This window comes from Mesorhizobium sp. B2-8-3, assembly GCF_006440815.1.
GTDB lineage: Bacteria > Pseudomonadota > Alphaproteobacteria > Rhizobiales > Rhizobiaceae > Mesorhizobium.
Window position 1 is genome coordinate 42365 of record NZ_VFTW01000017.1, and the last position, 23879, is coordinate 66243.

The 23879-nt window shown below is 64.2% G+C and carries 27 protein-coding genes; 20 read left to right on the top strand and 7 right to left on the bottom strand.

Annotation, left to right across the window (positions count from 1 at the left end; translation table 11 throughout):
• Positions 1-37 precede the first annotated feature (37 nt).
• On the bottom strand, positions 38-1705 hold the full coding sequence (locus FJ418_RS22160; protein ID WP_140869245.1) for an amidohydrolase: 1668 nt from the start codon (positions 1703-1705) through the stop codon (positions 38-40).
• A 250-nt stretch (positions 1706-1955) separates the two neighbouring features.
• On the opposite strand from FJ418_RS22160, the gene FJ418_RS22165 reads away from it, so the two are divergent.
• The 4 genes from FJ418_RS22165 (at position 1956) to FJ418_RS22180 (ending at position 5701) form a co-directional block, all read left to right on the top strand.
• Entirely contained in the window at positions 1956-2609 is a 654-nt protein-coding gene (locus FJ418_RS22165) for a TetR/AcrR family transcriptional regulator (protein ID WP_140869248.1), read from the top strand.
• Between the two features lie 43 nt (positions 2610-2652).
• Positions 2653-3684 carry a histone deacetylase family protein gene (locus FJ418_RS22170; RefSeq protein ID WP_140869251.1) on the top strand — a complete coding sequence of 344 codons (1032 nt, stop codon included), beginning with the start codon at positions 2653-2655 and terminating at the stop codon, positions 3682-3684.
• Between the two features lie 539 nt (positions 3685-4223).
• A complete protein-coding gene (locus FJ418_RS22175) occupies positions 4224-4934 on the top strand; it encodes a helix-turn-helix transcriptional regulator (protein WP_140642090.1) in 711 nt (236 codons plus the stop codon).
• On the top strand, positions 4931-5701 hold the full coding sequence (locus FJ418_RS22180; protein WP_140869254.1) for a helix-turn-helix transcriptional regulator: 771 nt from the start codon (positions 4931-4933) through the stop codon (positions 5699-5701). Before FJ418_RS22175 ends, FJ418_RS22180 begins: the two co-directional genes overlap by 4 nt.
• A 61-nt stretch (positions 5702-5762) precedes the next feature.
• On the opposite strand, the gene FJ418_RS22185 is transcribed toward FJ418_RS22180, so the two are convergent.
• From FJ418_RS22185 to motA, 6 genes are read right to left on the bottom strand one after another with little or no spacing between them, the layout of a single operon-like run.
• On the bottom strand, positions 5763-6200 hold the full coding sequence (locus tag FJ418_RS22185; protein WP_140642095.1) for a hypothetical protein: 438 nt from the start codon (positions 6198-6200) through the stop codon (positions 5763-5765).
• A 17-nt stretch (positions 6201-6217) separates the two neighbouring features.
• On the bottom strand, positions 6218-7300 hold the full coding sequence (gene flhB / locus FJ418_RS22190) for a flagellar biosynthesis protein FlhB (RefSeq protein WP_140869257.1): 1083 nt from the start codon (positions 7298-7300) through the stop codon (positions 6218-6220).
• Between the two features lie 24 nt (positions 7301-7324).
• Complete coding sequence (locus tag FJ418_RS22195; RefSeq protein WP_140869260.1) at positions 7325-8347, bottom strand: flagellar motor switch protein FliG; 1023 nt, start codon at positions 8345-8347, stop codon at positions 7325-7327.
• 43 nt (positions 8348-8390) lie between these two features.
• Positions 8391-8783: a flagellar motor switch protein FliN gene (gene fliN / locus FJ418_RS22200; RefSeq protein WP_140642101.1), complete on the bottom strand. Its 393-nt coding sequence runs from the start codon at positions 8781-8783 to the stop codon at positions 8391-8393.
• Between the two features lie 30 nt (positions 8784-8813).
• Positions 8814-9752, bottom strand: coding sequence for a FliM/FliN family flagellar motor switch protein (locus FJ418_RS22205; protein ID WP_140707031.1), 939 nt, complete (start codon positions 9750-9752; stop codon positions 8814-8816).
• A 34-nt stretch (positions 9753-9786) separates the two neighbouring features.
• A complete protein-coding gene (gene motA / locus FJ418_RS22210) occupies positions 9787-10662 on the bottom strand; it encodes a flagellar motor stator protein MotA (protein WP_140642105.1) in 876 nt (291 codons plus the stop codon).
• Between the two features lie 146 nt (positions 10663-10808).
• Here motA and FJ418_RS22215 point away from each other — a divergent pair, with 146 nt between their 5' ends.
• The 16 genes from FJ418_RS22215 to FJ418_RS22290 all read left to right on the top strand — a co-directional run bounded on the left by FJ418_RS22215 (position 10809) and on the right by FJ418_RS22290 (position 23840).
• Positions 10809-11930, top strand: a complete 1122-nt coding sequence (locus tag FJ418_RS22215) for a DUF1217 domain-containing protein (protein WP_140869263.1) — start codon at positions 10809-10811, stop codon at positions 11928-11930.
• A 7-nt stretch (positions 11931-11937) separates the two neighbouring features.
• Positions 11938-12660 carry a flagellar basal-body rod protein FlgF gene (gene flgF, locus FJ418_RS22220; RefSeq protein WP_140707025.1) on the top strand — a complete coding sequence of 241 codons (723 nt, stop codon included), beginning with the start codon at positions 11938-11940 and terminating at the stop codon, positions 12658-12660.
• A gap of 4 nt (positions 12661-12664) precedes the next feature.
• Positions 12665-14086, top strand: coding sequence for a flagellar protein export ATPase FliI (fliI, locus tag FJ418_RS22225; protein ID WP_140869266.1), 1422 nt, complete (start codon positions 12665-12667; stop codon positions 14084-14086).
• Complete coding sequence (locus tag FJ418_RS22230; RefSeq protein ID WP_140869269.1) at positions 14067-14846, top strand: hypothetical protein; 780 nt, start codon at positions 14067-14069, stop codon at positions 14844-14846. The genes fliI and FJ418_RS22230 overlap by 20 nt, the downstream gene beginning before the upstream one ends.
• Before the next feature lie 85 nt (positions 14847-14931).
• Positions 14932-15312, top strand: a complete 381-nt coding sequence (flgB, locus tag FJ418_RS22235) for a flagellar basal body rod protein FlgB (RefSeq protein ID WP_140827508.1) — start codon at positions 14932-14934, stop codon at positions 15310-15312.
• 2 nt (positions 15313-15314) lie between these two features.
• The gene (flgC, locus tag FJ418_RS22240) at positions 15315-15731 is read left to right on the top strand and encodes a flagellar basal body rod protein FlgC (RefSeq protein ID WP_140642117.1); all 417 of its coding nucleotides are present in this window, start codon (positions 15315-15317) and stop codon (positions 15729-15731) included.
• Positions 15731-16060 carry a flagellar hook-basal body complex protein FliE gene (locus FJ418_RS22245; protein ID WP_140642120.1) on the top strand — a complete coding sequence of 110 codons (330 nt, stop codon included), beginning with the start codon at positions 15731-15733 and terminating at the stop codon, positions 16058-16060. Before flgC ends, FJ418_RS22245 begins: the two co-directional genes overlap by 1 nt.
• A 9-nt stretch (positions 16061-16069) precedes the next feature.
• On the top strand, positions 16070-16858 hold the full coding sequence (flgG, locus tag FJ418_RS22250; protein ID WP_140642123.1) for a flagellar basal-body rod protein FlgG: 789 nt from the start codon (positions 16070-16072) through the stop codon (positions 16856-16858).
• A gap of 6 nt (positions 16859-16864) precedes the next feature.
• The gene (gene flgA / locus FJ418_RS22255; RefSeq protein ID WP_140869272.1) at positions 16865-17386 is read left to right on the top strand and encodes a flagellar basal body P-ring formation chaperone FlgA; all 522 of its coding nucleotides are present in this window, start codon (positions 16865-16867) and stop codon (positions 17384-17386) included.
• A 149-nt stretch (positions 17387-17535) separates the two neighbouring features.
• Complete coding sequence (locus tag FJ418_RS22260) at positions 17536-18624, top strand: flagellar basal body P-ring protein FlgI (protein ID WP_226892228.1); 1089 nt, start codon at positions 17536-17538, stop codon at positions 18622-18624.
• A gap of 8 nt (positions 18625-18632) precedes the next feature.
• Positions 18633-19238 carry a MotE family protein gene (locus FJ418_RS22265; protein ID WP_246680891.1) on the top strand — a complete coding sequence of 202 codons (606 nt, stop codon included), beginning with the start codon at positions 18633-18635 and terminating at the stop codon, positions 19236-19238.
• Positions 19235-19939: a flagellar basal body L-ring protein FlgH gene (gene flgH, locus FJ418_RS22270; RefSeq protein WP_140869275.1), complete on the top strand. Its 705-nt coding sequence runs from the start codon at positions 19235-19237 to the stop codon at positions 19937-19939. Before FJ418_RS22265 ends, flgH begins: the two co-directional genes overlap by 4 nt.
• 17 nt (positions 19940-19956) lie before the next feature.
• The gene (locus FJ418_RS22275; protein ID WP_140869278.1) at positions 19957-20451 is read left to right on the top strand and encodes a flagellar basal body-associated FliL family protein; all 495 of its coding nucleotides are present in this window, start codon (positions 19957-19959) and stop codon (positions 20449-20451) included.
• The gene (fliP, locus tag FJ418_RS22280; protein WP_140869281.1) at positions 20448-21179 is read left to right on the top strand and encodes a flagellar type III secretion system pore protein FliP; all 732 of its coding nucleotides are present in this window, start codon (positions 20448-20450) and stop codon (positions 21177-21179) included. Before FJ418_RS22275 ends, fliP begins: the two co-directional genes overlap by 4 nt.
• Before the next feature lie 245 nt (positions 21180-21424).
• The gene (locus FJ418_RS22285) at positions 21425-22411 is read left to right on the top strand and encodes a flagellin (protein WP_140642134.1); all 987 of its coding nucleotides are present in this window, start codon (positions 21425-21427) and stop codon (positions 22409-22411) included.
• A 358-nt stretch (positions 22412-22769) separates the two neighbouring features.
• On the top strand, positions 22770-23840 hold the full coding sequence (locus FJ418_RS22290) for a flagellin (protein WP_140859589.1): 1071 nt from the start codon (positions 22770-22772) through the stop codon (positions 23838-23840).
• Positions 23841-23879 lie beyond the last annotated feature (39 nt).

A 23879-nucleotide genomic window follows, 5' to 3' on the forward strand; every position in this document is an offset into this window, starting at 1 on the left:
CGAGTCCCTATTCAATTAAGCAATTCCTATGCCATCGTTAGGCTTGGTAGGTGATCTTGCCCCCGCAGATGGTGGTCACCGGACGCACGGTGTGCAGCGCTTCCGGCGCGGTCGCCTCGATATCAGCCGACAAAACGACGATATCGGCGAGATATCCGGTTTTGAGGCGACCCTTGCGATCTTCCATGAACTCCGCATAGGCGCCCTCGACGGTGTAGCCCTCGATTGCTTCCTGCAGCGAGAAGCTCTGGTCCGGCATGCCTTCTGCCCAAGGCTTGCGCATCACTGCCGCCTGGATGGACAGGATCGGATCGACCGGCGAAACCGGCCAGTCGGATGCGAACACGACGCGCGCGCCGGCATTTTTCAGCGTGCGCCAGGCATAGCTCAGCGCCCACTTGTCGCGGCCGATGCGCGAGATCGTCGGCTCCATCGGGAAGTTCAGCGCGCCCGGCGGATGCGCCGGCTGCATCGACGCCAGAACGCCGAGTTCGGCGAAGCGCGGCACGTCGGAGGCCGTGATCACCTCGATATGCTCGATGCGATGCCGGCTGTCGCGCCTGCCGTTCTTCTTCAGCGCCGCCTGGTAGCCGTCGAGCACCGCCCGCACCGCGCCGTCGCCGATCGAATGCACGGCGATCTGCAGGCCGCGCCTGTCGGTCTCGACCGCCACTTCGGCGAAATGCTCCGGCGAAAACAGTGGTTCGCCGCGCCATCCGGGACGGTCGGCATAGTCGTCGACCATCACCGCCGTCCAGGAATCCAGCACGCCGTCATAGAAGACCTTGACCATACCGGACGACAGCCATTCCGAATTGTAGCTCGCGGCCATCCGCGAGGCTTTTTCCAGCATGTCCAGCGTCATGAAATTCTTGAAGTGGAACGGGATCTTGGTGCGGCAAAGCAGCCGTCCCTCTTTTTCCAGCCCGGCCAGCAGCTCGAGCTGGTAGAGATTGCCGTCCATGTTCTGGATCGAGGTGATGCCATGCTTGGCGCACCATTCAAGGCCGCGATGCATCAGGTCGCGATCGGCCGCCAGTTCCTTCGCCGAAGGATAAGGATCCGGCTCGGCGCCCTCGAGGCCAAGCCGCGTCCGGCTTGCCCCGTAATGGTCGAGGAGCGGCCCGAAGGCCTCGCCTTCGCGCAGCTCGCCCGCGGCAAGTCCGTCGGCGCCCATGACGATCTCGTTGCCCTGTCCGACCTGCCTGCCATGCAGCAGCCCGGCCTCTTCCAGCGCCTTGGTGTTCGCCCACATCGTGTGGTGGTCCGAAGCCGACATGGCGAAGGGACGGTCGGGAATGATGCGGTCGAGATCGTGGCGCGTCACCGGCTCCGGCAGGATCGCGTAATCGACGCCGGCCCCGATCAGGAGCCTGGCGTCGGGGCGCCTGGCGGCGAAATCCTGGATCGCATCGCGCAGCGCGTCGAAGCCGTGCACGCCCGCCAGATGCAGGTTATCGAGCTCGGCCGCGCCGCCGAAGAGATGCATATGCGCTTCGATGAAGCCTGGCAGGACGGAGCCGCCCTGGGCGTCGACAACCTTTGTCGCCGGCCCCTTGAGCTCTTCGATGGAAGCGCGGTCGCCTATGGCAATGATGACGCCGTCCTTGACGGCAACAGCCTCGGCGGCGGGATTGTCATCATCGATGGTCAGCACTCGGCCGTTGACGACCACCAGATCCGCACCACCATCCGCAACCGACATCGCGACTCCACATTTTGCTGAGGGATCGACAACGCCACATCCGACGAGCCGCCGCTCCACCGGGCGACGCAGTGAACAAAAGCCGATGCCGATGCGCCGTCTTCGAAATTCCCCTTGTTATCGTGGAAGACAGCGTGGATAAAGAATGCGACTGTTTATTCGCGTTTGTCAACAGCCGGAATCTGGAATGTATAGTGGACTGCACCGCGCGCCGATGGTGAGGCCGAGCGGGGAACGGGGGCAACGAGCAGTGAAGCGCAGTCTCGACCGCAAGACCAAGATAGCGCTCGAACCGCGCAAGCAGCCGCGGCAGCAACGGTCAAGCAAGGTGGTCGACAGGATTCTCGACGCGGCGCTGATCCTGACGCGCGAGCAAGGAACCAGAACGCCGACGACGCTCGCCATCGCGCAGCGCGCGGGCTTGTCGGTCGGTTCGGTTTATCAGTACTTTCCCAACAAGGAGGCCATTCTTCTGGACCTGGCCCGGCGCTGGCTGTCGTCTTTTCCTGAGGTCATCCAAAAGCGCATCGACGTCCCCCGGCCAACCGACCGCGAGGAATTTCGGCGCGAAGTGCGCAAGCTCTTCATCGACACGTCCAGGCTCTATCTCGACAACGCCACGTTGATGCCGGTGATCGAGGCCATATCCGGCAATGCCGACCTGAGGCCGATCCAGGACGAATATGACAAGGAGATCATCGCCCTCTACGCCGCCTGGCTGCAGCATGTGAATCCGGCTCTCGAAGACAAGATCGCCAGCCGGCTCGGCGTGCTGATGATGGAAGTCGGCCATGTCTGCCGGCTTGTCGGGCTGAAGAAGGACCGCAGGACATTCGACCTCATCGAGGACGATGTGGAAGCCATGTGGCTCGCTCTGGTGACCCCCCATCTCAATCTCGACTGAATTTCGCACCTCCAACTGATTTCGCACTTCCAGGGGAATTTCTATGAAAACTGTCTATTCGCCGCTTCATGCCGGCCATTCAGGCCAGATGGAACTGGTCACATCGGCGATCGTGCCGGGTTTCGAGAAGCCGTCGCGGGCCGAATTCATCAGGGCGCGGGTGGAGAGCGAGAAGCTCGGGCCGATCATCGGACCGACCGAGCACGACCTCGCCGCCGCCAAACGCGTGCATGAAGCCCATTACATCGATTTCCTGCCGACGGTATGGCCGGAATGGGTTGCCGCCGGCTTCAAGGGCTCGGCCATGGGCTTCACCTGGCCGACGCGCGGCCTGCGCGGCGACGTGCCGCCGAAGCGCGTCGATGCCTTGCTCGGCTATTATTCCTTCGACGCCGGCGCCACCTTCGTCGAAGGCACCTGGGCTGCGATCAAGTCCTCCTATGACGTCGCGCTGACCGCCGCCGCACTGGTCAAGGGCGGCGAGCGCACCGCCTTCGCGCTCTGCCGCCCGCCCGGCCATCACGCCGGCGCCGCCTTTATGGGCGGCTACTGCTTCATCAACAACGCCGCCGTCGTCGCGCAGTGGTATCGCGACCAGGGCGCCAAACGCGTCTCGATCCTCGATGTCGACTACCATCACGGCAACGGCACGCAGGAGATCTTCTACCGCCGCGGCGACATCCAGGTCCTCAACCTGCATGGCGACCCGATGGTCGAGTATCCCTTCTTCCTCGGTCATGCCGACGAGCGCGGCGAAGGCGAAGGCGAAGGTTTCAACGTCAATTACCCGATGCCCTTCGGCACCAACTGGGACGGCTGGAGCGCGTCGCTGGAGGACGCCTGCGCCAGGCTCGCGGCCTACGCCCCCGATGTCGTCATCGTCTCGCTCGGCGTCGACACTTTCGAGAAGGATCCGATCAGCCAGTTCAAGCTGAAGAGCGAGGACTATCCCAAGATCGGCCGCCGCATCGCCAGGCTCGGCCTGCCCACGCTGTTCGTCATGGAGGGCGGCTACGCCGTCGAAGAGATCGGCATCAACGCCGTCGGCGTGCTGACCGGCTTCGAGGATCGCTAATGCGTGTCGCACAAAAGTGTGCAACGGTTTTGCGCTAACGACATGCATGAAAACAAAGCCTTAAAGCGCGTCGCCTGAATCCGCTTCAGCGCGACGCGCTTTAAGCCAATCCCCTTGAAGGAGATACGCCCTTGGATGCAACCGGGGGCGTGTTTTTGTGACCCCGCCGCGAAATCATCGGCTCAATTCGACTGTGAAATCACCGCCAAGTAACGCGAAGACCGGCTGCTGAGTCGCAAAGCGAGTCCACCGGATTCGATTTTGTCAAATCGCGTTTGATGTCGGATTCATCTGCGGGTAGATTAGACCCGAATCAGCCGGTCCATGGGGGGCGCGGCGACCACCCAAAGTCTCGAGTTCCGGCGCCAGGCCGGTACCAGACGCGGACGGTTTCGCGTTCCCTAGAGGGATTCGGCGCGGTTGGGCGCCGTTCGCGCCCGTGGGTGTGTCTTCGTAAACGTGACGCGTTTCGGGTCCGGCCGCTGGTTTTGCCAGCACCGGGCACAAGGATCGATTCCGGCAAGAATCCAAGAATTAAAATGAGCAGTTCCGCCGCGCTTCTCCAACCCGACGCTTCAGGCTCGCGCCTGACATCGCGCGGCGATCTCACCAGTTTCTTCATGCAGCTTGCCGCCGATATCGGCGCCGACAGCTACATGCTGGTCGCCATCGTGCACGACCAGGACCGCAACGATGCGCGCATCGTCTCCTCGAACTGGATCTTCGACGGCATAGAGCTGATCGGCAAAAGGCTGATTGCCAACCTGGCGCTGGGCCCCTTGACCGTGGCGCCGGGCGTACGCCCGAAGCCGCTGGTGGCGGCGCACGCGCCCGACGCCGGCGCATTGCTGACCGGCGAGGAAGCCCGCCTGCTCGACGTGCTCGGCCACGCCGAAATCTATTCGTTGCGGCTCAATGTCGGCCGGCAGCGCCTGTTCGTGCTGTTCTCAGCCGCCGAGGCGGGCAAGATCGACCTGGCCGCCCTGATGAAGGCGCAGATCAAATGCTGCTACGCGCTTTCCAGCATTCCGCAGCTGATCGCCGCGGCGTCCATGCAGGATCCGCTGTCGGACCGCGAGCGCGAATGCCTGTTCTGGGTTTCGGAAGGCAAGACCACCGACGAGGTGGCCGTCATCCTCGGTGTCTCGTCGAACACCGTCAACAGCTACATCACGCACGCCATCCAGAAGTTCGCGGCCAGCAACCGCGCGATGGCGATCGCGACCGCGATCAGGAGCGGCATCATTTGAAGCACGCACAGGTCAAAGAGGCCGCCGCGGCCCTTTTCAACGATCAATGCAATCCGTTCGGCGCCTTCTCGCTCGGCTCGGAGACCCATCACGCGGTCACCATTCCGGATGCCGTGCGTCGCAGCCGCTGGATCGCCGTCGATATCAACGCCTCGGCCTTCGGCCTCTATTTCGTCAGCCCGTCGCCCGAGCGCGCGCGTCTCGTGGCGTGTTTCGATTCCGACTATCCCGGCACCGCGGTCGCGACCAAATTCATCTCCGGCGCCAATGGCGAGGATATGGTGCGCCACAGCCGCATCTCGACGGCGCCGCGCTGGTGGGCCGACGACGGCTCCGCCGGATCGCGGCACGCCTTTCAGCCGCTCGCCTGGGCCGAGCCGACCGCGCCGCTGGCGCCCGGCACCAACGGCATCGCCTTTCCGGTGCATGCCGATCGCGGCCAATGCGGGCTGGTCGTCTTCCTGGGCTCGGAGATCGCGCTGTCCGACGACATGCTGTGCGAGATCCATGCCCGCTCCTTCGCGCTTTTCGCGGCGGTCGCCCGCATCCGCCCCGGCGACACCGGCAGGACGCGCTCGATCTCCAAGCGCGAGCTCGAATGCCTGAAGCTGACCGCCAACGGCAACACCAGCGAAGAGATCGCCAAGCTCCTCAAGCTCTCGGTGCATACCGCCAACCAGTACCTCACTCAGTCGACGCAGAAGCTCAACGCGGTCAACCGCAACCAGGCGGTCGCCAAGGCGTTGCGGCTCGGCCTGATCGAATAGCTACACAACTGCGGCGCTGTAAACGCGCTGCAGCGAGATTGGCACGGCTGCAATCAAATCGTCAGGGGAATGCGAGCGGCTCGGTCCTGCGGATGCGAGCCTCTTCGATCGCGTCCTCGAGCAAGGCCGTGTTGTGCTCGGGCGTCTCGCCGGGCTTCTCGAACGACACGTAGTTGACCACCACGGACGCCTCGTGCTCGGTCAGCGTCAGCTGGAAATAGACCGTCACGCCGCGCGGGCGCAGCTCGAGATCGAGCACGATGCGCGGGCTGCCGCTCCAGTCGACATGCGCCTCGCCCCCATGGCCGAGCCGCAGCTTGCCCGGCCGGAAGTAAAGCTCGGCCGCCGAGTCCACCAGGTCCGAGAGGCAGGCGAAATGCTCGAGCCGGATGAAGGCGATATAGTCGGCAACGTCGATGAGCCTCAATTCGCCCACCACGGGCTCGATGGCGCTGGCGACGATCAGCTCGCGGGAGTTGGCGTGTGGTTGCCGGTCCATGGATTAGCGGCGTCCGTTCATTGGGTTGCTTTGCGCGTGGCCTTCTTCGAGTAGACGATCCGCACCAACTCGGCGACGGCCTGGTAGAATTGCGACGGGATCACGCTATCAACCGAAACTTGCTTGTACATGGAGCGCGCGAGCGCCACGTCCTCGAAGATCGGGATGTCGTTCTCCCTGGCGATCTCGCGGATCTTGAGCGCCACCAGGTCCTGCCCCTTGGCCAGCACGATCGGCGCGGAATCTTCCTCCCGCACATATTTCAGCGCGATCGAATAGTGCGTCGGGTTGGCGATCACCAGCGTCGCGCGCGGCACGGCCGTCATCATGCGCTTGCGCGCCCGGTCGCGCGCCAGCGAGCGCAGCCGCGACTTGACGATCGGATCGCCTTCCGACTGCTTCATCTCGTCCTTGACTTCCTGCTTGGTCATGCGCAGGTCGCTTCGCCAGTGGAAACGCGACCAGACGATGTCGACCACCGCGATCAGCCCCATGACGAAGACGATCGCCACCAATATGTCGACGAAGATGCCGCGTATGACAAGACCGAACGAGACCGGATTGGTGATCATGCCGGCGAGCAGCTTGCGATGATCTTCCGAGAGCGTGAAGGTCAACACCGCGATAGCGAAGCCGAGCTTGGCCAGCGACTTCAGGAATTCGACCCACCCCTGCACGCCGAACATCCGGCTCCAGCCCTTGGCGATCGAGATGCGCGACAGCTGTGGCCTGATCCGTTCGCCGACGATTTGCGGCATGTTCTGGAACACCGAGGCGCCGATGCCGGCAACCGTCAGCAGCACCAGCAGGCTGACGACGGCGCCGCCGATCTCGACCATGACCTGCTTGTAGAGCGAAATGACGTCGGTCTCGGTGTCCATCGGCCAGGCTTCCGGCTTTTCCAGGAACGTCGACAGGAACATGCCGAGATCGACGATCGCGTCCTTGGCATAGAAGACGGCGAAAACCAGTATGGCGAGGAAGGACGCAAAGATCGCGGTCTCACGCGAATGGGGCAGCTTGCCCTGTTCGATCGTGTCGCGGATCTTCTTTTCTGTGGCTTCCTCTGTTTTGGAATCCTTGTCGACCGCTTCAGCCATGGCGCTCTGACCGGGTGATTATCGTCAAGCGGCTTCGGCGGCGGCGGTCTGCGTCGAGGGCAGCTCGAAGGCTCCTTCGCGCGACAGCCGGATGGCGGCGACCGATATGCTCTTGCGCGCCGCCATGATGTCGGCAAGCGCAATGCCTTCCGATCCCTGTCCGAGTTCGGATTCGATCATGCGGCGAGAGCGCGCGCCGATCGCCGAGAGCGCCGATTCGGCGAGTTCCGGCGCCGCGCCGCGCAGCGCCAGCGTGACGAGCTCGGTCGATAGCCCGTCGAACAACAAAACCCGGGCTTTCTGCGGAAGCAGCGGCAGATCGTCGAAGGCGAACAGCCGCGACCTGACGCCGGCGAGATCGGGCGTGCCGACGTCCTCCAGGTCCTGCATGAGGTCGTCCAGTTCCGGCTTCGCCATTTCGTTGAGCATGCTGGCGACGCGTTCCTGGCCGGCGGACGTGTCCCTGCTGGCCTTCTGCGACAGCACGCTCACGCGCAGCTGGTTTTCGACGATCCTGGACGCCGCGTCCGGAACATTAGCCATTGTCACCATGCGCTTGATGATCTGACTGCGCATCGGTTTTTCCATGGTGAGCAGCACGTTGGCGGCCGTCTGCGGCGCGAGCTTCGAAAGCACCATGGCCGACGTCTGCGGATGCTCGCCGGCAAGGAAGCCGCCAAGCCGCGCCGGCTCGAGCTTCTCGAGGTCCGGCCATATCGGCGGCGGTCCTTCCGGAACCGGCTCGAACTTCTTTTCGCCCATGATGGCGCTCATCTCCTCGGGCGACAGCGATTCGTTCAGGATCGTATCCATCCGGTCGGCGGAATCGAGCAGGCCGGCGCCCTCGGTGAACTCGGCTTCGAACTCGGCGACGATGCGCTCCAGGTCGGCCTGTGGAATGGTGCGTAAGAGACGCGCGCCCTCGATCAGCGCCTTCAACTCGTCCTGTTTGAAGAATTTGAGCAGGCGGCTGGCCGCGGGCTTGCCCATGGCCACCAATATGGCCGCCGCCTTTTGCGGACGTGTGAGCGCCAATGCCGTCGTCATGCGTGCTGTCCTCGCTGCCGATTGGTCCGCTCGCCCGCCATTCTCAGGCGCTCTTCGTCGCGGCGATGATTTCGGTGAGCCGGATGCCGAAACGCGTCGGATCGCTTTCCAGCACCGTGATCTCGCCGCGCGCTATTCTGCGGCCGTTGACCACCACGTCGACCGGCTCGCCGATGCGGCGATTGAGCGCGACGGTGGAACCCTTCTGCAGCGCCATCAACTCCGACACGGGCATCTCCGTGCTGCCGAGGATGATCTGCACGTCTACCGGAATGGTCATGATGATCGAGGAATTGGCGCCAGACCGAAGCGCAGCGTCCGGACGACCCTCCTCTTCACGGAGCACGCCGCGCAGTTCTTCGATAGCGCGATCAAGCTGCTCGTTAGGTTGGCCGGTTTCCGTTTCGGCCTCGGCTTCCACATTTGTCGCTGCCATGCTTCGTCTCCATGAATCCCGGGCCTGGCGTCAGCCCGGCATCAGTCCGTCGATGAAATCCTGCCCGGCATCATGCGGATGACTGATGCGGACGGTGTAATTCTGCCCCAGCTTGCCGAACTCGCAGACAAACAGTGTCTTGTCGCGGGCGCTGAGCCTGGCGTTGAGCTGCGCGTTCTCCTCGAATTCGATCACCTGGCCGGGTTCGAACGCGGCGAGGTCGCCGAGCGTCAGCCGGGCGAGCGGCATCGTCGCTTCGAGCCGGACGGTCGAGCGCATCACCTCTTCGGAGAAGCGGGCCCGCCAGTCGAATTCCGTGGTCTCGCCGTCCTCGCCCGTGGCGACGTCGCCGCTGCGCGAGGAAAGCAGCAGGCGCTGCGGGATCATCACCGTGAGCGTGCCGCTGTCGGACGGCGTCGACAGGCCATAGACGATGCGCACGGCGGCGCCGTCGCGCAGCACCCGCCGCCTCGCATCGTTGCCGGATATTGCTTTCGGCACCGGCAGGCGCAGCTCGAGCGAACGTTTGCCGGATCCGTTGAGTGCCGTCGCGACCTCCTGGAACACGCTGGTCGCGACGTCGGCCTCGATCTGCGACAGGTCGCGCTCGATCGGCGCCACCGGCTGGTCGGGATCGCCGCCGAACAGCGCGCTCACCATGACGGCGACCGCTTGCGCATCCATCACCAGCGTCATGGCATCGGCCGAGGCCGGCGAGGCAACAACGGTCAGCGCAAAGGCATCGCCGGCGCGCGAACGCGCCTCGGGAACGCGGCCGACCTCCACCACTTGCAGATCGACGATCACTGGCGCGCCGAGCTCGCCCGCAAGCGCCTTCTGCAACACCGGCAGCGCCCGCTCGGCCATGCCGCGGCCGACGCCGATCACCTGCGCCGCCTCGCCGCTGTCGCCGACGAGCCGCTCGATGATCAACTCACGGGTTTGCGAAGGACTGCCCGGACTTGTCATGACGGCAGGCGGCCCGGTCTCGGATGCAGCATGCTCAGGCCGCCTTCTTCTCGGCGGAGCCGGCGTTCATGGTGCTCTGCTCCACCGCGTCGATCGTCGGACGCTCGTAGGAGGATATGGTCTTGCGGCCGAATTCGATCGCCACCTGCGGCAAGGCGCCGTTCATATACGCAAGCAGCGTCTGCTTGACGATGATGTAGAGGCGATTCTTCTTTTCGCGCACCGTCTTGATCTTGGTGGCGACCGGACCGACCACCGCATAGGACAGGAAGATACCGAGGAAGGTCCCGACGAGTGCCGCGCCGATCAGGCCGCCGAGGATTTCCGGCGACTGGTCTAGCGCGCCCATCGCCTTCACCACGCCGAGCACAGCCGCCACGATGCCCAGCGCCGGCAGGCCGTCGCCGACCGCGACCATCGCGTGATAGGCTTTCAGCTTGTCGGTGCGGATCGTCTGGATCTCTTCGTCCATCAGCGCTTCGATCTCATGCGAGCGGGCATTGCCGATGATGATGATGCGGCAATAGTCGCAGATGAAATTCGTCAGGTCGTGGTTCTTCAGCACGGTCGGAAAAGCCTGGAAGATGGCCGACTCCTCCGGGTTGTCGATATGCGCCTCGACTTCGCTGCGCGATTTCGAGCGCAGTTCGCGCATCAGGCTGTGCAGGACGCCCAGCGTCTCGAGGTAGTCGCGCTCCTTCGGCACCGCCTGCTTGAAGGCTTCGAGAATACCCTTGCCGGTGTCCTTGACCGTCTTCATCGGATTGGCGACGAGGAAGGTGCCGAGCGCGGCGCCGCAGATGACCACCGCTTCCCATGGCTGCATCAGCACATGCAGATGCCCGCCCATGGCCATGAAGCCGCCGAGGACGCAGCCGAGCGTCACCACAAGTCCGATCAGAATGCCCACGACAGGTCCTTCCGCATGTCACGTCGTGATCAGGGATAGTCCTCGTGCCTTGTGTGAGGCTTGAATCGAAGGCCGCGAACGCGATTCAGCTTCGCGCAAGGAAGTGACGTTATTGTGCAGGGATAGCTTCGGCCGGAGGCGTATCCTTGCTCAGTACCTACACCAGCTACCAGTTGATCGCGAAAGACATCAACAAATCGATCGTCCAGGTTGAGAAACAGCCGACGGTCGATCGCGATACGCAGTATTATCTGGCCAATATCGGCAAGGTTACATCGATCGACGATTTCGTAAACAATGATCGCCTGTTCAAATATGCCATGAAGGCTTACGGGCTGGAGGACATGGACTATGCCAAGGCCTTCATGGTCAAGGCGCTGAAGGAAGGCATCTCCGACGCCGACAGCTTCGCCAACAAGCTGACCGACAAGCGCTACGCCCAGTTCGTCGCTGCCTTCAACTTCGCGGCCGATGGCACCAGTGCGACGATCTACAACCCGACACAGCAGCAGGTTACGGCGAACTACGCCACACAGGCCGAGATCGCCGGCCTTGATCCGGATTCGGACTATGTGAAAGGCGAGACGACCTACTATCTCGCCAATATCACAAAGGTGAAGTCGATCGACGATCTGATGTCGAACGACCGGCTCTACACTTACGCGCTGGCCGCGTTCGGCCTGGATTCGGCCACCGAGGACAAGGACCTCATCAAGTCCGTCCTGCAAGGCGGCGTGAAGGATCCCGACAGCGTCGCCAACCAGCAAGCCAACAAGGCCTATGCCGGGCTCGCCGCCGCCTTCAACTTCGCACAGTACGGCGACACGACCACCACTCGCGTTGCGGCGCAGCAGCCGACCGTCGACATGTATCTGCGCCAGACATTGGAAGAGAATGCCGGCCAGACCAACGAAGGCGTGCGGCTGGCGCTTTATTTCCAGCGCAAGGCGCCGGACATCACCAGCTGGTACGACGTGCTCGCCGACACCGCTTTAGCCAGCGTGGTCCGCGCAGCGCTCGGCCTGCCCGATTCCTTTGCCACCGCCGACATCGACAAGCAGGCGCAGCTCTTCGAGCAGAAGCTCGACATCTCGGACTTCACCGACCCGGACAAGCTCAGCAAGTTCCTGACCCGCTTCACCAGCATGTACGAGATCAACCACCCGACCTCGACGGCGGTGACGTCTGTCAGCGTGCTCTTCGCGCAGCCGACCAGTGTCGGCATCTCCACCGATCTGATGATGGCCATGCAGCAGTTGAAGTTCTGAGAAGATCATGCAGGACAGTCTTTACGTCGCCCTTTCCTCGCAGATCGCGCTCGAGCGCCGTCTCGACACCATCGCCGACAACGTCGCCAACGCCTCGACCATCGGCTTTCGCGCCACCGGCGTGAAGTTCGAGGACGTGGTCTCGGGCACCGGGCCGAGGTCGGTCTCCTTCGCCTCCTCCGGCAAGACCTATCTTTCCGGCGCGCATGGCGCGCTGACCGAAACAGGCAATCCGTTCGACTTCGCCATCCAGGGCGACGCCTGGTTCGCCATCGAGACGCCCGCCGGCACGGTGATGACGCGCGACGGCCGCTTCTCCATGAACGAGAACGGCGAACTGATGTCGATCGAAGGCTACCCGGTGCTGGACAGCGGTGGTGCTCCGATCCAGCTCGATCCGCGCAACGGCCCGCCCAAGGCGGGCGCCGACGGCTCGCTCAGGCAGAACGACCAGCTGGTCGGCGCCATCGGTCTCTACAATTTCGACCCCGGCGAGAATTTCGTCCGCTATGGCAATTCGGGCATCGTTCCGGCACGCACGCCCGAACCCGTCACCGATCGCTCGGACGTCGGCGTCGCTCAAGGGTTTCTGGAGGAGTCGAACGTCAATCCGGTTCTGGAAATGACCCGGCTGATCCAGGTGCAGCGCGCTTTCGAGAACACGGCGGCGCTGATGCGGCAGACCGATTCCTCCACCGACGACGCGATCAAGACGCTCGGCTCGAAGTGACGGCATGACGACCGGCTCGTCCCTGTTGCGCGCTTCCGAGGGCCCGGCGGATACCGGACGGACCGACAGGCTGGCCGCGCTCGAACGCGTCTGGCGGCGGTTCGACGATCCGCAGGCGCTGCTTGCGCGCGGCGGCCGCGTCGCCGAGATTTCGCCGACGCATTACAAGGTTCGCGGCCTGTCCGGAATTGCCAGGCTCGGCGACATCGTCGAGCAGCGCGGCAAGGCCGGCGCACGCCGCGGCGAGATCGTCAAGATCGGCAGCGACGAGGTGGTGGTCGCGCCGTTCGAGCGCAGCACCGATGCCGGCATCGGCGATGCCGTCTTTCGCCGCGGTCCGCTCGCGGTCACGCCGCATGTCTCCTGGCGCGGGCGCGCGATCGACGCCTTGACCCGCGTCATTGACGGCGGTCCGCCGCTGATCAGGCCGAATGCAGCCGATGCCGCGCATAGCGCGACGCCTGGCGCCCTGGCGCGCCAGCGCGTCGGCACCGGCTTCCTCACCGGCGTCAGGGTGATCGACATCTTCACGCCGCTCTGCTTCGGCCAGCGGCTTGGCATCTTCGCCGGTTCCGGCGTCGGCAAGTCGACGCTGCTTGCGATGCTGGCCGGCGCCGAGGCCTTCGATACGGTGGTCGTGGCGCTGATCGGCGAGCGCGGCCGCGAGGTGCGCGAATTCCTCGAGGATACGATCGGCGCCCAGAGCATGGCCAAGACCGTCGCCGTCGTCGCCACCAGCGACGAAAGCGCCATGATGCGCCGGCGCGCGCCCGACACGGCCATGTGCGTGGCCGAGCATTTCCGCGACCAGGGCCATCGCGTGCTGCTGGTGCTGGACTCCATCACGCGCTTCGCGCATGCGCTGCGTGAGGTGGCGACCGGAACGGGCGAGCCGCCGGTCGCGCGCGGCTATCCGGCCTCAGTCTTCACCGACCTGCCGAAGTTGCTCGAACGCGCTGGGCCGGGGGCCGAAGGCCCCGGGGTTAAAGGTAAGGGTTCGATCACCGCCATCATTTCCGTGCTGGTCGACGGCGACGACCACAATGATCCGGTCGCCGACTCGGTGCGCGGCATCCTCGACGGCCATGTCGTGCTCGACCGCGCGCTCGCCGAGCAGGGTCGTTATCCGCCGGTCAATCCGCTGTCGTCGATCTCGCGCCTTGCCGACAAGGCCTGGAGCGCCGAGCAGCGCATGCTGGTGACAAGGCTGAAATCGATGATCGCGCGCTTCGAGGATACACGCGACATCCGTCTGCTGGGCGCTTACCAGAGCGGCGCCGATGCCGAGCTCGACAACGCGGTGCGCCAGGTGCCGCTGATTTACGAGGCGCTCACGCAATCGCCGAGGGACCGCGCATCGGCCGATCCGTTCGCCGACCTCGCCCGCCATCTCAAGGGGAAGCTGAATGGCGATCAAGGAGACTGAATTCCAATACACCGAGCGCATGTTGCGCGACATGCTTGCCGAGGCCGAGGCCGCGGAACGGGCTGAGGCCGACGCGGCAAGAACTGCCAAGCAGAAGGCCGCGCTCGCCAGGACGGAGAAGGCAACGGCGCTTCCGACCAGAGCCGACAAGCCGCATCCGCCGCGGACATCCACTGCCGACATGGCACAGGCCAGCCGCGATTCGTTGCTCGATGGCCTTTTTCCCCGCACCCAATGGCCCGAGCCGCCGAAAGCCCAGTTCCCGCGCCTCACCGACAAGAGCGCCGACCGCCGCAGCGATTTAGTCATCGCCGCGCTCGGCATCACGCTCGGCCTGATCTGCGCGCTGTTCCCCTGGTATATCTTCTTCAACCAGGAGCAGTTCGGCGTTCAGGCCATCAAGTTCGGCGGCAGCGGCAGCAACTCCGGACGCGCCGGCGGCGGCATCGTGGCCGAACGCAGCGGACCGCTGACGGCCAAGGACGTTCCCAATGCCGATATCGACCTGTTCGCCACCGGAACGGTGCAGGACGATCCCGCGCCACCGCCGGGCGACCAGCCCTTCCCCGCCGCCGCTTCGGAATTCAAGATGGTGCATGTCGCCAACGGCCGCGCCATGATCGAGGACGATACTGGTCTGTGGATCGTCCAGCGCGGCTCGGTTCTGCCCGATTCCAGCCGCGTCGCCTCGATCGAGCAGCGCGGCGGCAAGTGGGTGATCGTCACCAGCACCGACAAGGTGATCCAGCTCTCCAAGTAAGAACCCGGGCCTTACAGCTCGTCCCGCGCAAGGTCCGCGCAAGACTGGCCGCCTAGTCTTGTGCGTACTTGCCCGGGAGATTCCCATGGAACCCGTAAATCTTTTCGATCTTGCCACGCGGCAGTCGCAATGGCTGGCCGTGCGCCAGTCGGCGATTGCCTCGAATATCGCCAATGCCAACACGCCGGGCTACACGGCCAATGACGTCGAGCCCTTCGAAAAGGTCCTCGACCGCACCGCAGTGACGCTTGCCGCCACGCAGGCTGGCCACCTTGGCGCCGAAACGGCCCATGCCGGCTTCAACGTCAAGCCGGAAGACGCTGACGGCGCGATCATGCCGTCGAAGAACACCGTGGTCCTCGAGCAGGAACTGATGAAGGCCGGCGAGGTGCGCCGCTCCTTCGAGCTCAACACGGCGATCGTCAAGGCCTTCCATTCGATGATGACGATGGTGGTGAAGAGCTGATCATGGATGCGCTGACTGCAGCCCTCAAAGTCGCGGCTTCCGGTCTTGGCGCCCAGTCGGAGCGCCTGCGCGTGGTCTCGGAAAACCTAGCCAACGCCCAATCGACCGGCAGCACGCCGGGCGCCGAGCCCTATCGTCGCAAGACGATCACCTTTCAGTCCGAGGTCGACCGCGCAACCGGCGGCTCGCTGGTGGAAGTCAGCGCGATCTCCCGCGATCCTTCGGACTTCCCGATCGAATTCCAGCCCGGCAACGAAGCCGCCGACGACAAGGGGTACGTCAAGATGCCCAACGTCAACACGTTGGTCGAAATGGCCGACATGAGCGAGGCGAACCGCTCCTATGAAGCCAACCTGCAGGTGATCAAGCAGGCTCGCGATCTGATTTCCATGACCATCGACCTGATGAGGAACCAGTAATGATCGGCGGTATCGGGGCAATACAATTCAAAACGGCGGTCGATGGAGCGGAACAGGCTTCCCCGGGTCTGCTGCAGGGCGGTGTCGGAACGCAGGCCGGCGAAAGCGTCGGCAGCACCTTCGCCGAAGTCCTCGGCCAGGCGGCGACGAAGACCGTCAACACGCTGCAGGGCGCAGAGCAGATGTCGATACAGGCGCTCAAGGGCGATGCCGACACGCGCCAGGTCGTCGATGCGGTCCTGAGCGCCCAGCAGGCGCTGCAGACCACCATCGCGATCCGCGACAAGGTCGTCTCGGCCTATCTCGAAATCAGTCGCATGAGTATCTAGGAGCGCGTCATGAAAGCCCTTGCGATCGCCGCCACAGGCATGAACGCCCAGCAGACCAACCTGGAAGTCATCGCCAACAACATCGCCAACATCAACACCACCGGCTACAAGCGGGCGCGGGCCGAATTCTCCGACCTGCTCTACCAGGTCGACCGCACGCAGGGCGTGCCCAACCGCTCCAACACCTCGCTGGTGCCGGAAGGCGTCTCGATCGGTCTTGGCGTCAAGACCACGGCGGTGCGCAACGTCCATACGCAAGGTGAATTGGCCAGCACCGGCAACAGCTTCGACCTGGCGTTGACCGGCAGGGGCTGGTTCCAGATCGAGGGTGCCGACGGCGGCACGCTCTATACCCGCGCCGGCGCCTTCAACACCAATGCCACCGGGCAGCTCGTGACTGCCGACGGCGCCAACGTCATCCCCGCCATCACCGTGCCGACGGACGCCGTCGAGGTGATCGTCAACAAAACCGGCCAGGTCTTTGCCCGCATCGACGGCCAGACCGACCTGCAGCTGCTCGGCCAGCTTCAGATCGTCAACTTCGCCAATGAGGCGGGCCTGGCGCCGCTCGGCGACAACCTTTTCCAGGAAACGGCTGCCTCCGGCCCGGCCAATGTCGGCGTTCCCGGCGATCCGGGCTTCGCCACGATCCAGCAGGGTTATCTCGAGTCTTCCAACGTCGATCCAGTCAAGGAGATCACCGAGCTGATCTCTGCCCAGCGCGCCTACGAAATGAATTCCAAGGTCATTCAGGCCGCCGACGACATGGCCTCGGTGGTCTCCAAGAACATCAGGTAACGGATAATGGCCGGGCCGATCTCCTCCGCACTCCGTCGCGTCGCGCTGGCCACCGCCCTGGTGGCCGCCGGCATGCCGGCTTTCGCGCAGGACGCGACCGGCCAGTCGGCAAACCAGATCGCCGCCGGCCAGGCGGTCGGCGAGGCCGTGCTGATCCCCAACCGGGTCATCTATCCCGGCGAGACCATTGAGCCCGCCTCGCTCAAGCAGGTGACGCTCATCCCCGGCAAGCACAAGCCGGACGGCATGGCGACGCGCTCCGAGGAACTCCAGGGCAAGGTCGCCAAGCGCACGCTTCTGCCCGGCCGGTATATCCCGGTCAGCGCCATCCGCGACGCCTGGCTGGTCGAGCAGGGCGCTTCCGTACAGGTCTATTTCACCGCCGGCGCGCTCACCATTTCGGCCGCCGGCGTCACGCTGCAGCCAGGTGCTGCCGGCGACCAGATCAAGATCCGCAACATCGACAGCGGCAAGATCATCTCGGGCACGGTGATGGCCGACGGCACCGTCAAGGTCGGCGCTTCGTGATGCGCGTCCTTCTCCTTTTGCTGAGCGCTGCCATCGGCCTGCAGCCGGCATTGGCGGATGGGCTGACGCCCAAGGCCAAGCGCGAGCTCGCGCAGAAGAACGGCGGCGTCTACGACGATCCGGAATACGATCCGGCCACCACCACGCGCATGTTCCGGGTCTCGACCGGGCCGAGCACGCTGCCGCCCGGCCAGGTCGCCGCGCGCATCAAGGACATCGCCCAGCTGCAGAGCGCGCGCGACAACCAGCTCGTCGGCTACGGCCTGGTCATCGGCCTCGCCGGAACCGGCGACAGCCTGCGCAACTCGCCCTTCACCGAACAGTCGATCCGCGCCATGCTGGAGAATCTCGGCATCGCCACCGAAGGCGGCAGCGCGCGCGCCAAGAACGTGGCCGCCGTCATCGTCACCGCCAACATGCCGCCCTTCGTCCAGTCGGGCAGCCGCATCGACATCGATGTCTCCTCGATGGGCGACGCCACCTCGCTCGCCGGCGGCACGCTGGTGATGACGCCGCTGAAGGCAGCCGATGGTGAAATCTATGCCGTCGGGCAGGGCTCGGTGATCGTCGGCGGCTTCACCGCCCAGGGCCAGGCCGAGCAGTTGACGCAAGGCGTACCGACCGCCGGCCGCGTGCCGAACGGCGCCATCGTCGAGCGCTCGGTGCCGGCCGAATTCGACGACCAGGGCGTATTGACGCTGCAATTGCGCAATCCCGATTTCTCCACCGCCATCCGCATCGCCGACGCCATCAACGATTACACCTCGCAGCGCTTCGGCATGCGGGTCGCCGCGGAACGCGACGCCCGCACGGTGCAGATCAGGCGGCCGAAGAACGTCTCCGCCGCGCGTTTTTATGCCGAGATCGAAAATCTGGTCGTCGAATCCGACGCCCCTGCCCGCGTCGTCATCGACGAACGCACCGGCACCATCGTCATCGGCAGCAATGTCAGGATCTCGCGCGTGGCGATCAGCCATGGCACGCTTACGGTGCGCATCACCGAAGCGCCGAAGGTGGTCCAGCCGGAACCCTTCTCCAGGGGCGAGACCGCGGTCGAGCCTTTCACCGCCATCGAGGCAAGCCGGCCCGACGCGCGCGTTGCCGTGCTCGACGGTCCCGATCTCGAAACGCTTGTATCCGGCCTCAATCGCCTCGGCGTGAAGCCCGACGGCATCATCGCCATCCTGCAAGGCATCAAATCGGCCGGCGCCTTGCAGGCCGACCTGGTTCTCCAATAGGCACGCCGATGACCGCGCTTTCCTCCCCAACACCCCGCCGTCACCTGAGCTTCTGCGCCATCGGAGCAGTGGTCGCTCTGCTTGGCGGGACGGCCTCCCATGCAGACGAGGTACGACAGGTGTTGCCGGGCGGTCAGGCGCCGGTTCAGCCGGCCCAGCTCACACACGAAAGCGCGCCGCTTCAGCCGGCTGCGCTCGCGGCCGGCAAGGCGCCTGACGAAAGCGAGGTCCAGCGCTTCTGCTCCAACATCGCCGACGCCGCGCGCGACCGCCGCTACGCGCTTCAGGCCGAGGAATTGAAGCAGCTGCAGGCCGGCATCGACGAACGCATGAAAGCGCTCGAGGCAAAGCGGGCCGAATACGAGGAATGGTTGAAGCGCCGCGAAGTGTTCCTGGCGCGCGCCGAGGACGGCGTCGTCAAGATCTATGCCGGCATGAAGCCCGACGCCGCCGCCGAACGGCTGGCGATGGTCAATGCCGAGCTCGCGGCGGCCATCCTGATGAAGCTCGATTCGCGCAAGGCCGGCGTCATCTTGAACGAAATGGACCAGAAGGCGGCAGCGACGCTCACCGGCATCATGGCCAGCGCGGCGCGAAGGGTTGATCCGTCATGAAGTTGAAATTCTTTGTCCTCGTTGCGGTTGCGGCATTGTCCGGCTGCGGCACCAATTTCAAGGAGATCGGCCGGGAGCCCGCTCTGTCGCCGGTCGGTTCCGGCATCGGTGAGGGCGGTTCCGGCCCCTACAGCTACCCCGAGCCGCCTGCCTCGCGGCCGAAGAAATTCTCGCTGTGGGACGATCGCCAGAGCCGGCTCTTCACCGATCCGCGCGCGCTGCGCGCCGGCGACATCCTTACCGTCAACATCAAGCTCAACGACAAGGCCAATTTCAAGAACCAGAACGACCGCAGCCGCACCGCCGCGCGCAAGCTCGGCTACGACGTCAACCTCGGCTGGGAAAAGGCAAGCACCAGCGGCAAGGGCGACGCCGGCCTGAGCTCCAGCACCGAGACCAATGCCGACGGCGAGATCAAGCGCTCGGAGGACATCGCCCTCAACGTCGCCGCCGTCGTTACCGAGGTGCTGCCCAACGGCAATCTGATGATCAGGGGCTCGCAGGAGGTCCGCGTCAACTACGAGCTTCGGGTGCTGACCATCGCCGGCATGGTTCGTCCGTCCGACATCGGCGCGGAGAACACCATCCCCTACGAGCGCATCGCCGAGGCGCGCATTTCCTATGGCGGCCGAGGCCGTGTGAGCGAGGTCCAGCAGCCGGCCTATGGCCAGCAGGTCCTCGACCAGGTTCTTCCCTTCTAGGACCGGAGAGCGCTGCCGTGGCCAATGTCGAGCAGGTCCCGCCCAAGAAGGGACCTTCCCTGGCGATCCAGCTCGCCATGCTGTTGGTCATAACGGGCGCGGCGGTCGGCATGGGCTGGCTTTCCGGCGGCTATCTCAAGCAAGGCGAAACGCCGGCACCGGTGCCCGCGGCACCGGAAAACGCCGGCACCGCGGAAAAACCCGCCGAAGGCGGCAAGGCGGCCGCCGGGCCGGCGCTGGTTCAGCTGGCGCCGATCACCACCAATCTCGCCTCGCCGTCGGACGTCTGGATCCGGCTGGAGGCGTCGCTGCTCTACGATGCTCCCCAGCCGCCGGAAATGGCCGAGCAGATCCACCAGGACCTGCTCGCCTATGTGCGCACGCTCAAGCTGCACCAGATCGAAGGCGCCAGCGGCTACCAGCATCTCAAGGCCGATCTCGAAGAGCGCGCGGCGCTGCGCAGCGGCGGCCACGTCAAACAGGTTCTCGTCAGGACGATGCTGCTCGAATGAGAAAGTTCCTCATAGCCACGGCGCTCATCGTCGTCACCACTTCCGTCGCCGCGGCCCAGCAGTTCGATCTTGGCGGCATCGGCAAGGCCGACGGTACGACGGTCGGCTATCTGATCCAGATGTTCGGCCTGCTCACGGTGCTTTCGGTGGCGCCGGGCCTCCTGATTATGGTGACGAGCTTCACCCGCTTCGTCATCGCCTTCTCGATCCTGCGCGCCGGCATCGGCCTGCAATCGACGCCGGCCAACCTGATCCTGATCTCGCTCTCGCTGTTCATGACCTTCTATGTCATGGCGCCGACCTTCGACCAGGCCTGGAACACCGGCGTCAAGCCGCTGATGGACAACCAGATCACGCAGGCCGAGGCGTTCGAGAAGATTTCCGGCCCGTTCCGCGACTTCATGCTGCACAATGTGCGCGAGAAGGACTTCGATCTCTTCGCCGACCTCGCCCGCGAACGCGGCCAAACCGTCTCGCGCGAGAGCGTCGACCTGCGCATCCTGGTGCCGGCCTTCATGATCTCGGAGATCCGGCGCGGCTTCGAGATCGGCTTCCTCATCGTCCTGCCCTTCCTCGTCATCGACCTCATCGTCGCCACGGTCACCATGGCCATGGGCATGATGATGCTGCCGCCGACGGTGGTATCGCTGCCGTTCAAGATCCTGTTCTTCGTGCTGATCGACGGCTGGAACCTTCTGGTCGGCAGCCTGGTGCGATCCTTCACCTGATCGTTCCCGCCGGACCACGCAAGCGTGCCGGGTCAAGTCTCGACGGCTTGAGGAAAGTGCGCGCATGCCTTCCAACATTATTTTCGATTAACCGTCCGATTTAGGTCTTTGGTAGCAACTTGCCGCCATAGTCGCCTGCAGATGGCGGGTGATCGGGTTCACAGATCATTGGCATGATGCCGCACCGTCATACCGGACATGCCGGTATGTCAAAAAAATCCGTGTAAAAACAAGGTACGTGTACCATGGCCAGTATCATGACCAACGCCTCGGCGTTGACCGCTCTGCAGAGCTTGAACGCCACCCAGAAGAACCTCGACACCACCCAGGCCCGCATCTCGACGGGCTATCGCGTTTCCCAGGCTTCCGACAACGCCGCTTACTGGTCGATCGCCACCACGATGCGCTCCGACAACCAGGCCATGTCCACCGTTTCGGACGCTCTCGGCCTCGGCGCCTCGAAGGTCGACACCGCCTACACCGGCATGGACAGCGCGATCTCGACCATCAACCAGATCCAGCAGAAGCTCACCGCTTCGTACGGCCAGACCGATGCTTCCAAGGAAAAGACCCAGGTCGAAATCGCCGCTCTTCAGAAGCAGTTGAAGGCCTATGCCGATGGCGCCACCTTCTCCGGCACCAACATGCTGTCGGTATCGACGGCTTCGGGCACGGCGGCGGACGTCAAGATCGTATCGGCCTTCAACCGCGGCGCCACCGGCTCGGTTTCGATCTCGACGATCGACGTCAACGTGGAAAGCATCAAGCTCTATGACGCAGGCGCTGCCCCGACCGCGAAGGGCATCCTCGACACAGAGCGTCTCGGCACCACCGGCGCCGCTGTCGCCGCGGCCTCGGCCCCGACCCTGGGCGCTGCTGCCGCTGCCACCGACACTTATTCGGTCGCCGGCCTGAAGATCTTCTCCGGCACCACCGCTGCAAGCGACACTCAGATCCAGGCGATGATGAACGTCGTCGACGCCGCGCTGAAGGACATGACGAACGCCGCCACCAAGCTCGGCGCCGCCAAGAGCTCGATCGACCTGCAGAAGACCTTCACCTCGAGCCTGATGGACTCCATCGATCGCGGCGTCGGCCAGCTCGTCGATGCCGACATGAACAAGGAATCGACTCGCCTCCAGGCGCTGCAGGTTCAGCAGCAGCTCGGTGTCCAGGCGCTGTCGATCGCCAACGGCTCGTCGCAGTCGATCCTGTCGCTCTTCCGCGGCTGATCACTCCTAAAACGGTTATATCGGACAATCGGGCCGCGCCAAAAGCGCGGCCCGATTTGCGTTGGAGCATTCCTGTCTCGAACAAACGGCAAAGGCTCCCTCTCCTTGCTTTGAAGCAACTTCGGGCGGAAAGACCCGTCGCGAACTCTTCTTCGAATTGCTCTTGCTCAAGGCTCGCGCAATCCTCGTTTCCTAACCTCTCGCAAGCCTGTTTTTAACAGGCCATTAACCATATCGGGCTAGGTATGGTTAACCAATCACTTAGTCGTCGAATCGGCCCGACCGGCACGTTCGCGACCGATGGGCAGGCCGGACCCGGCCTGTGTGGCATGCCGGCCTTTGAGAAGGAGCGAGTTTCTTGGCGAGCATCATGACGAACGCTGCGGCGTTGACTGCACTTCAAAGCCTCAACGCCACCAACAAATCGCTCGAGCAGACGCAGGCCCGGATCTCGACCGGCTACCGGGTCTCCGAGGCCTCCGACAACGCCGCCTACTGGTCGATCGCCACCACCATGCGTTCCGACAACTCGGCGCTGTCGACCGTGCAAGACGCGCTCGGCCTCGGCGCCTCGAAGGTCGACACCGCCTATACCGGCATGAACAACGTCCTTTCGACGATCGGCCAGATCAAGACCAAGCTTTTGTCGGCTGTGGGCCAGTCGGGTGCCAACAAGGCCAAGACGCAGACCGAAATCACCACGCTGCAGGCGCAGATGAAATCCTTCGCGGACGCCGCCACCTTCTCGGGCTCGAATTATCTTTCGGTGACGTCTACGCAGGTCGCGGCCGCCAATGACGGCGTCCAGGCCGACGCCAAGATCGTCTCCTCGTTCAACCGCTCGTCGTCCGGCGCCATCTCGCTCGGAACGATCGACATCGATGTCGAGAGCACCAAGCTGTTCGATTCCGGCCTCGCGACGGCGGTCAAGAACCAGGGCATTCTTGATCGCAAGACTTCGATCTATTCCACCGCCGCGGACCAGTCGGCATATGACGCCGCCTATGCGGCCTCGATCGCCGGCGGCGCCACCGACATCGCCGCCAACACCGCCGGTCAGGCCGCTGTGACGGGCACGCCCGTCAAGATCGACAACGTCTCCGCCTTCAATCTCGACATCACGGCAACGGGCGTGACCGACGACATCATCACGCAGATGGTCACCAAGATCGACAACGTCATGAGTCAGCTTACTGACGCCGCTACCGTGCTCGGCGCCGCCAAGAGCTCGATCGACCTGCAGAAGACCTTCACCCAGAGCCTGATGGACTCCATCGACCGCGGCGTCGGCCAGCTCGTCGATGCCGACATGAACAAGGAATCGACCCGCCTCCAGGCGCTGCAGGTTCAGCAGCAGCTCGGCATCCAATCCCTGTCGATCGCCAACAGTTCCTCGCAGTCGATCCTGCAGTTGTTCAAGAACGGCTAAGCCGCGGGATTATTCCCACCAGAAAAAGGCCGCGCCCGA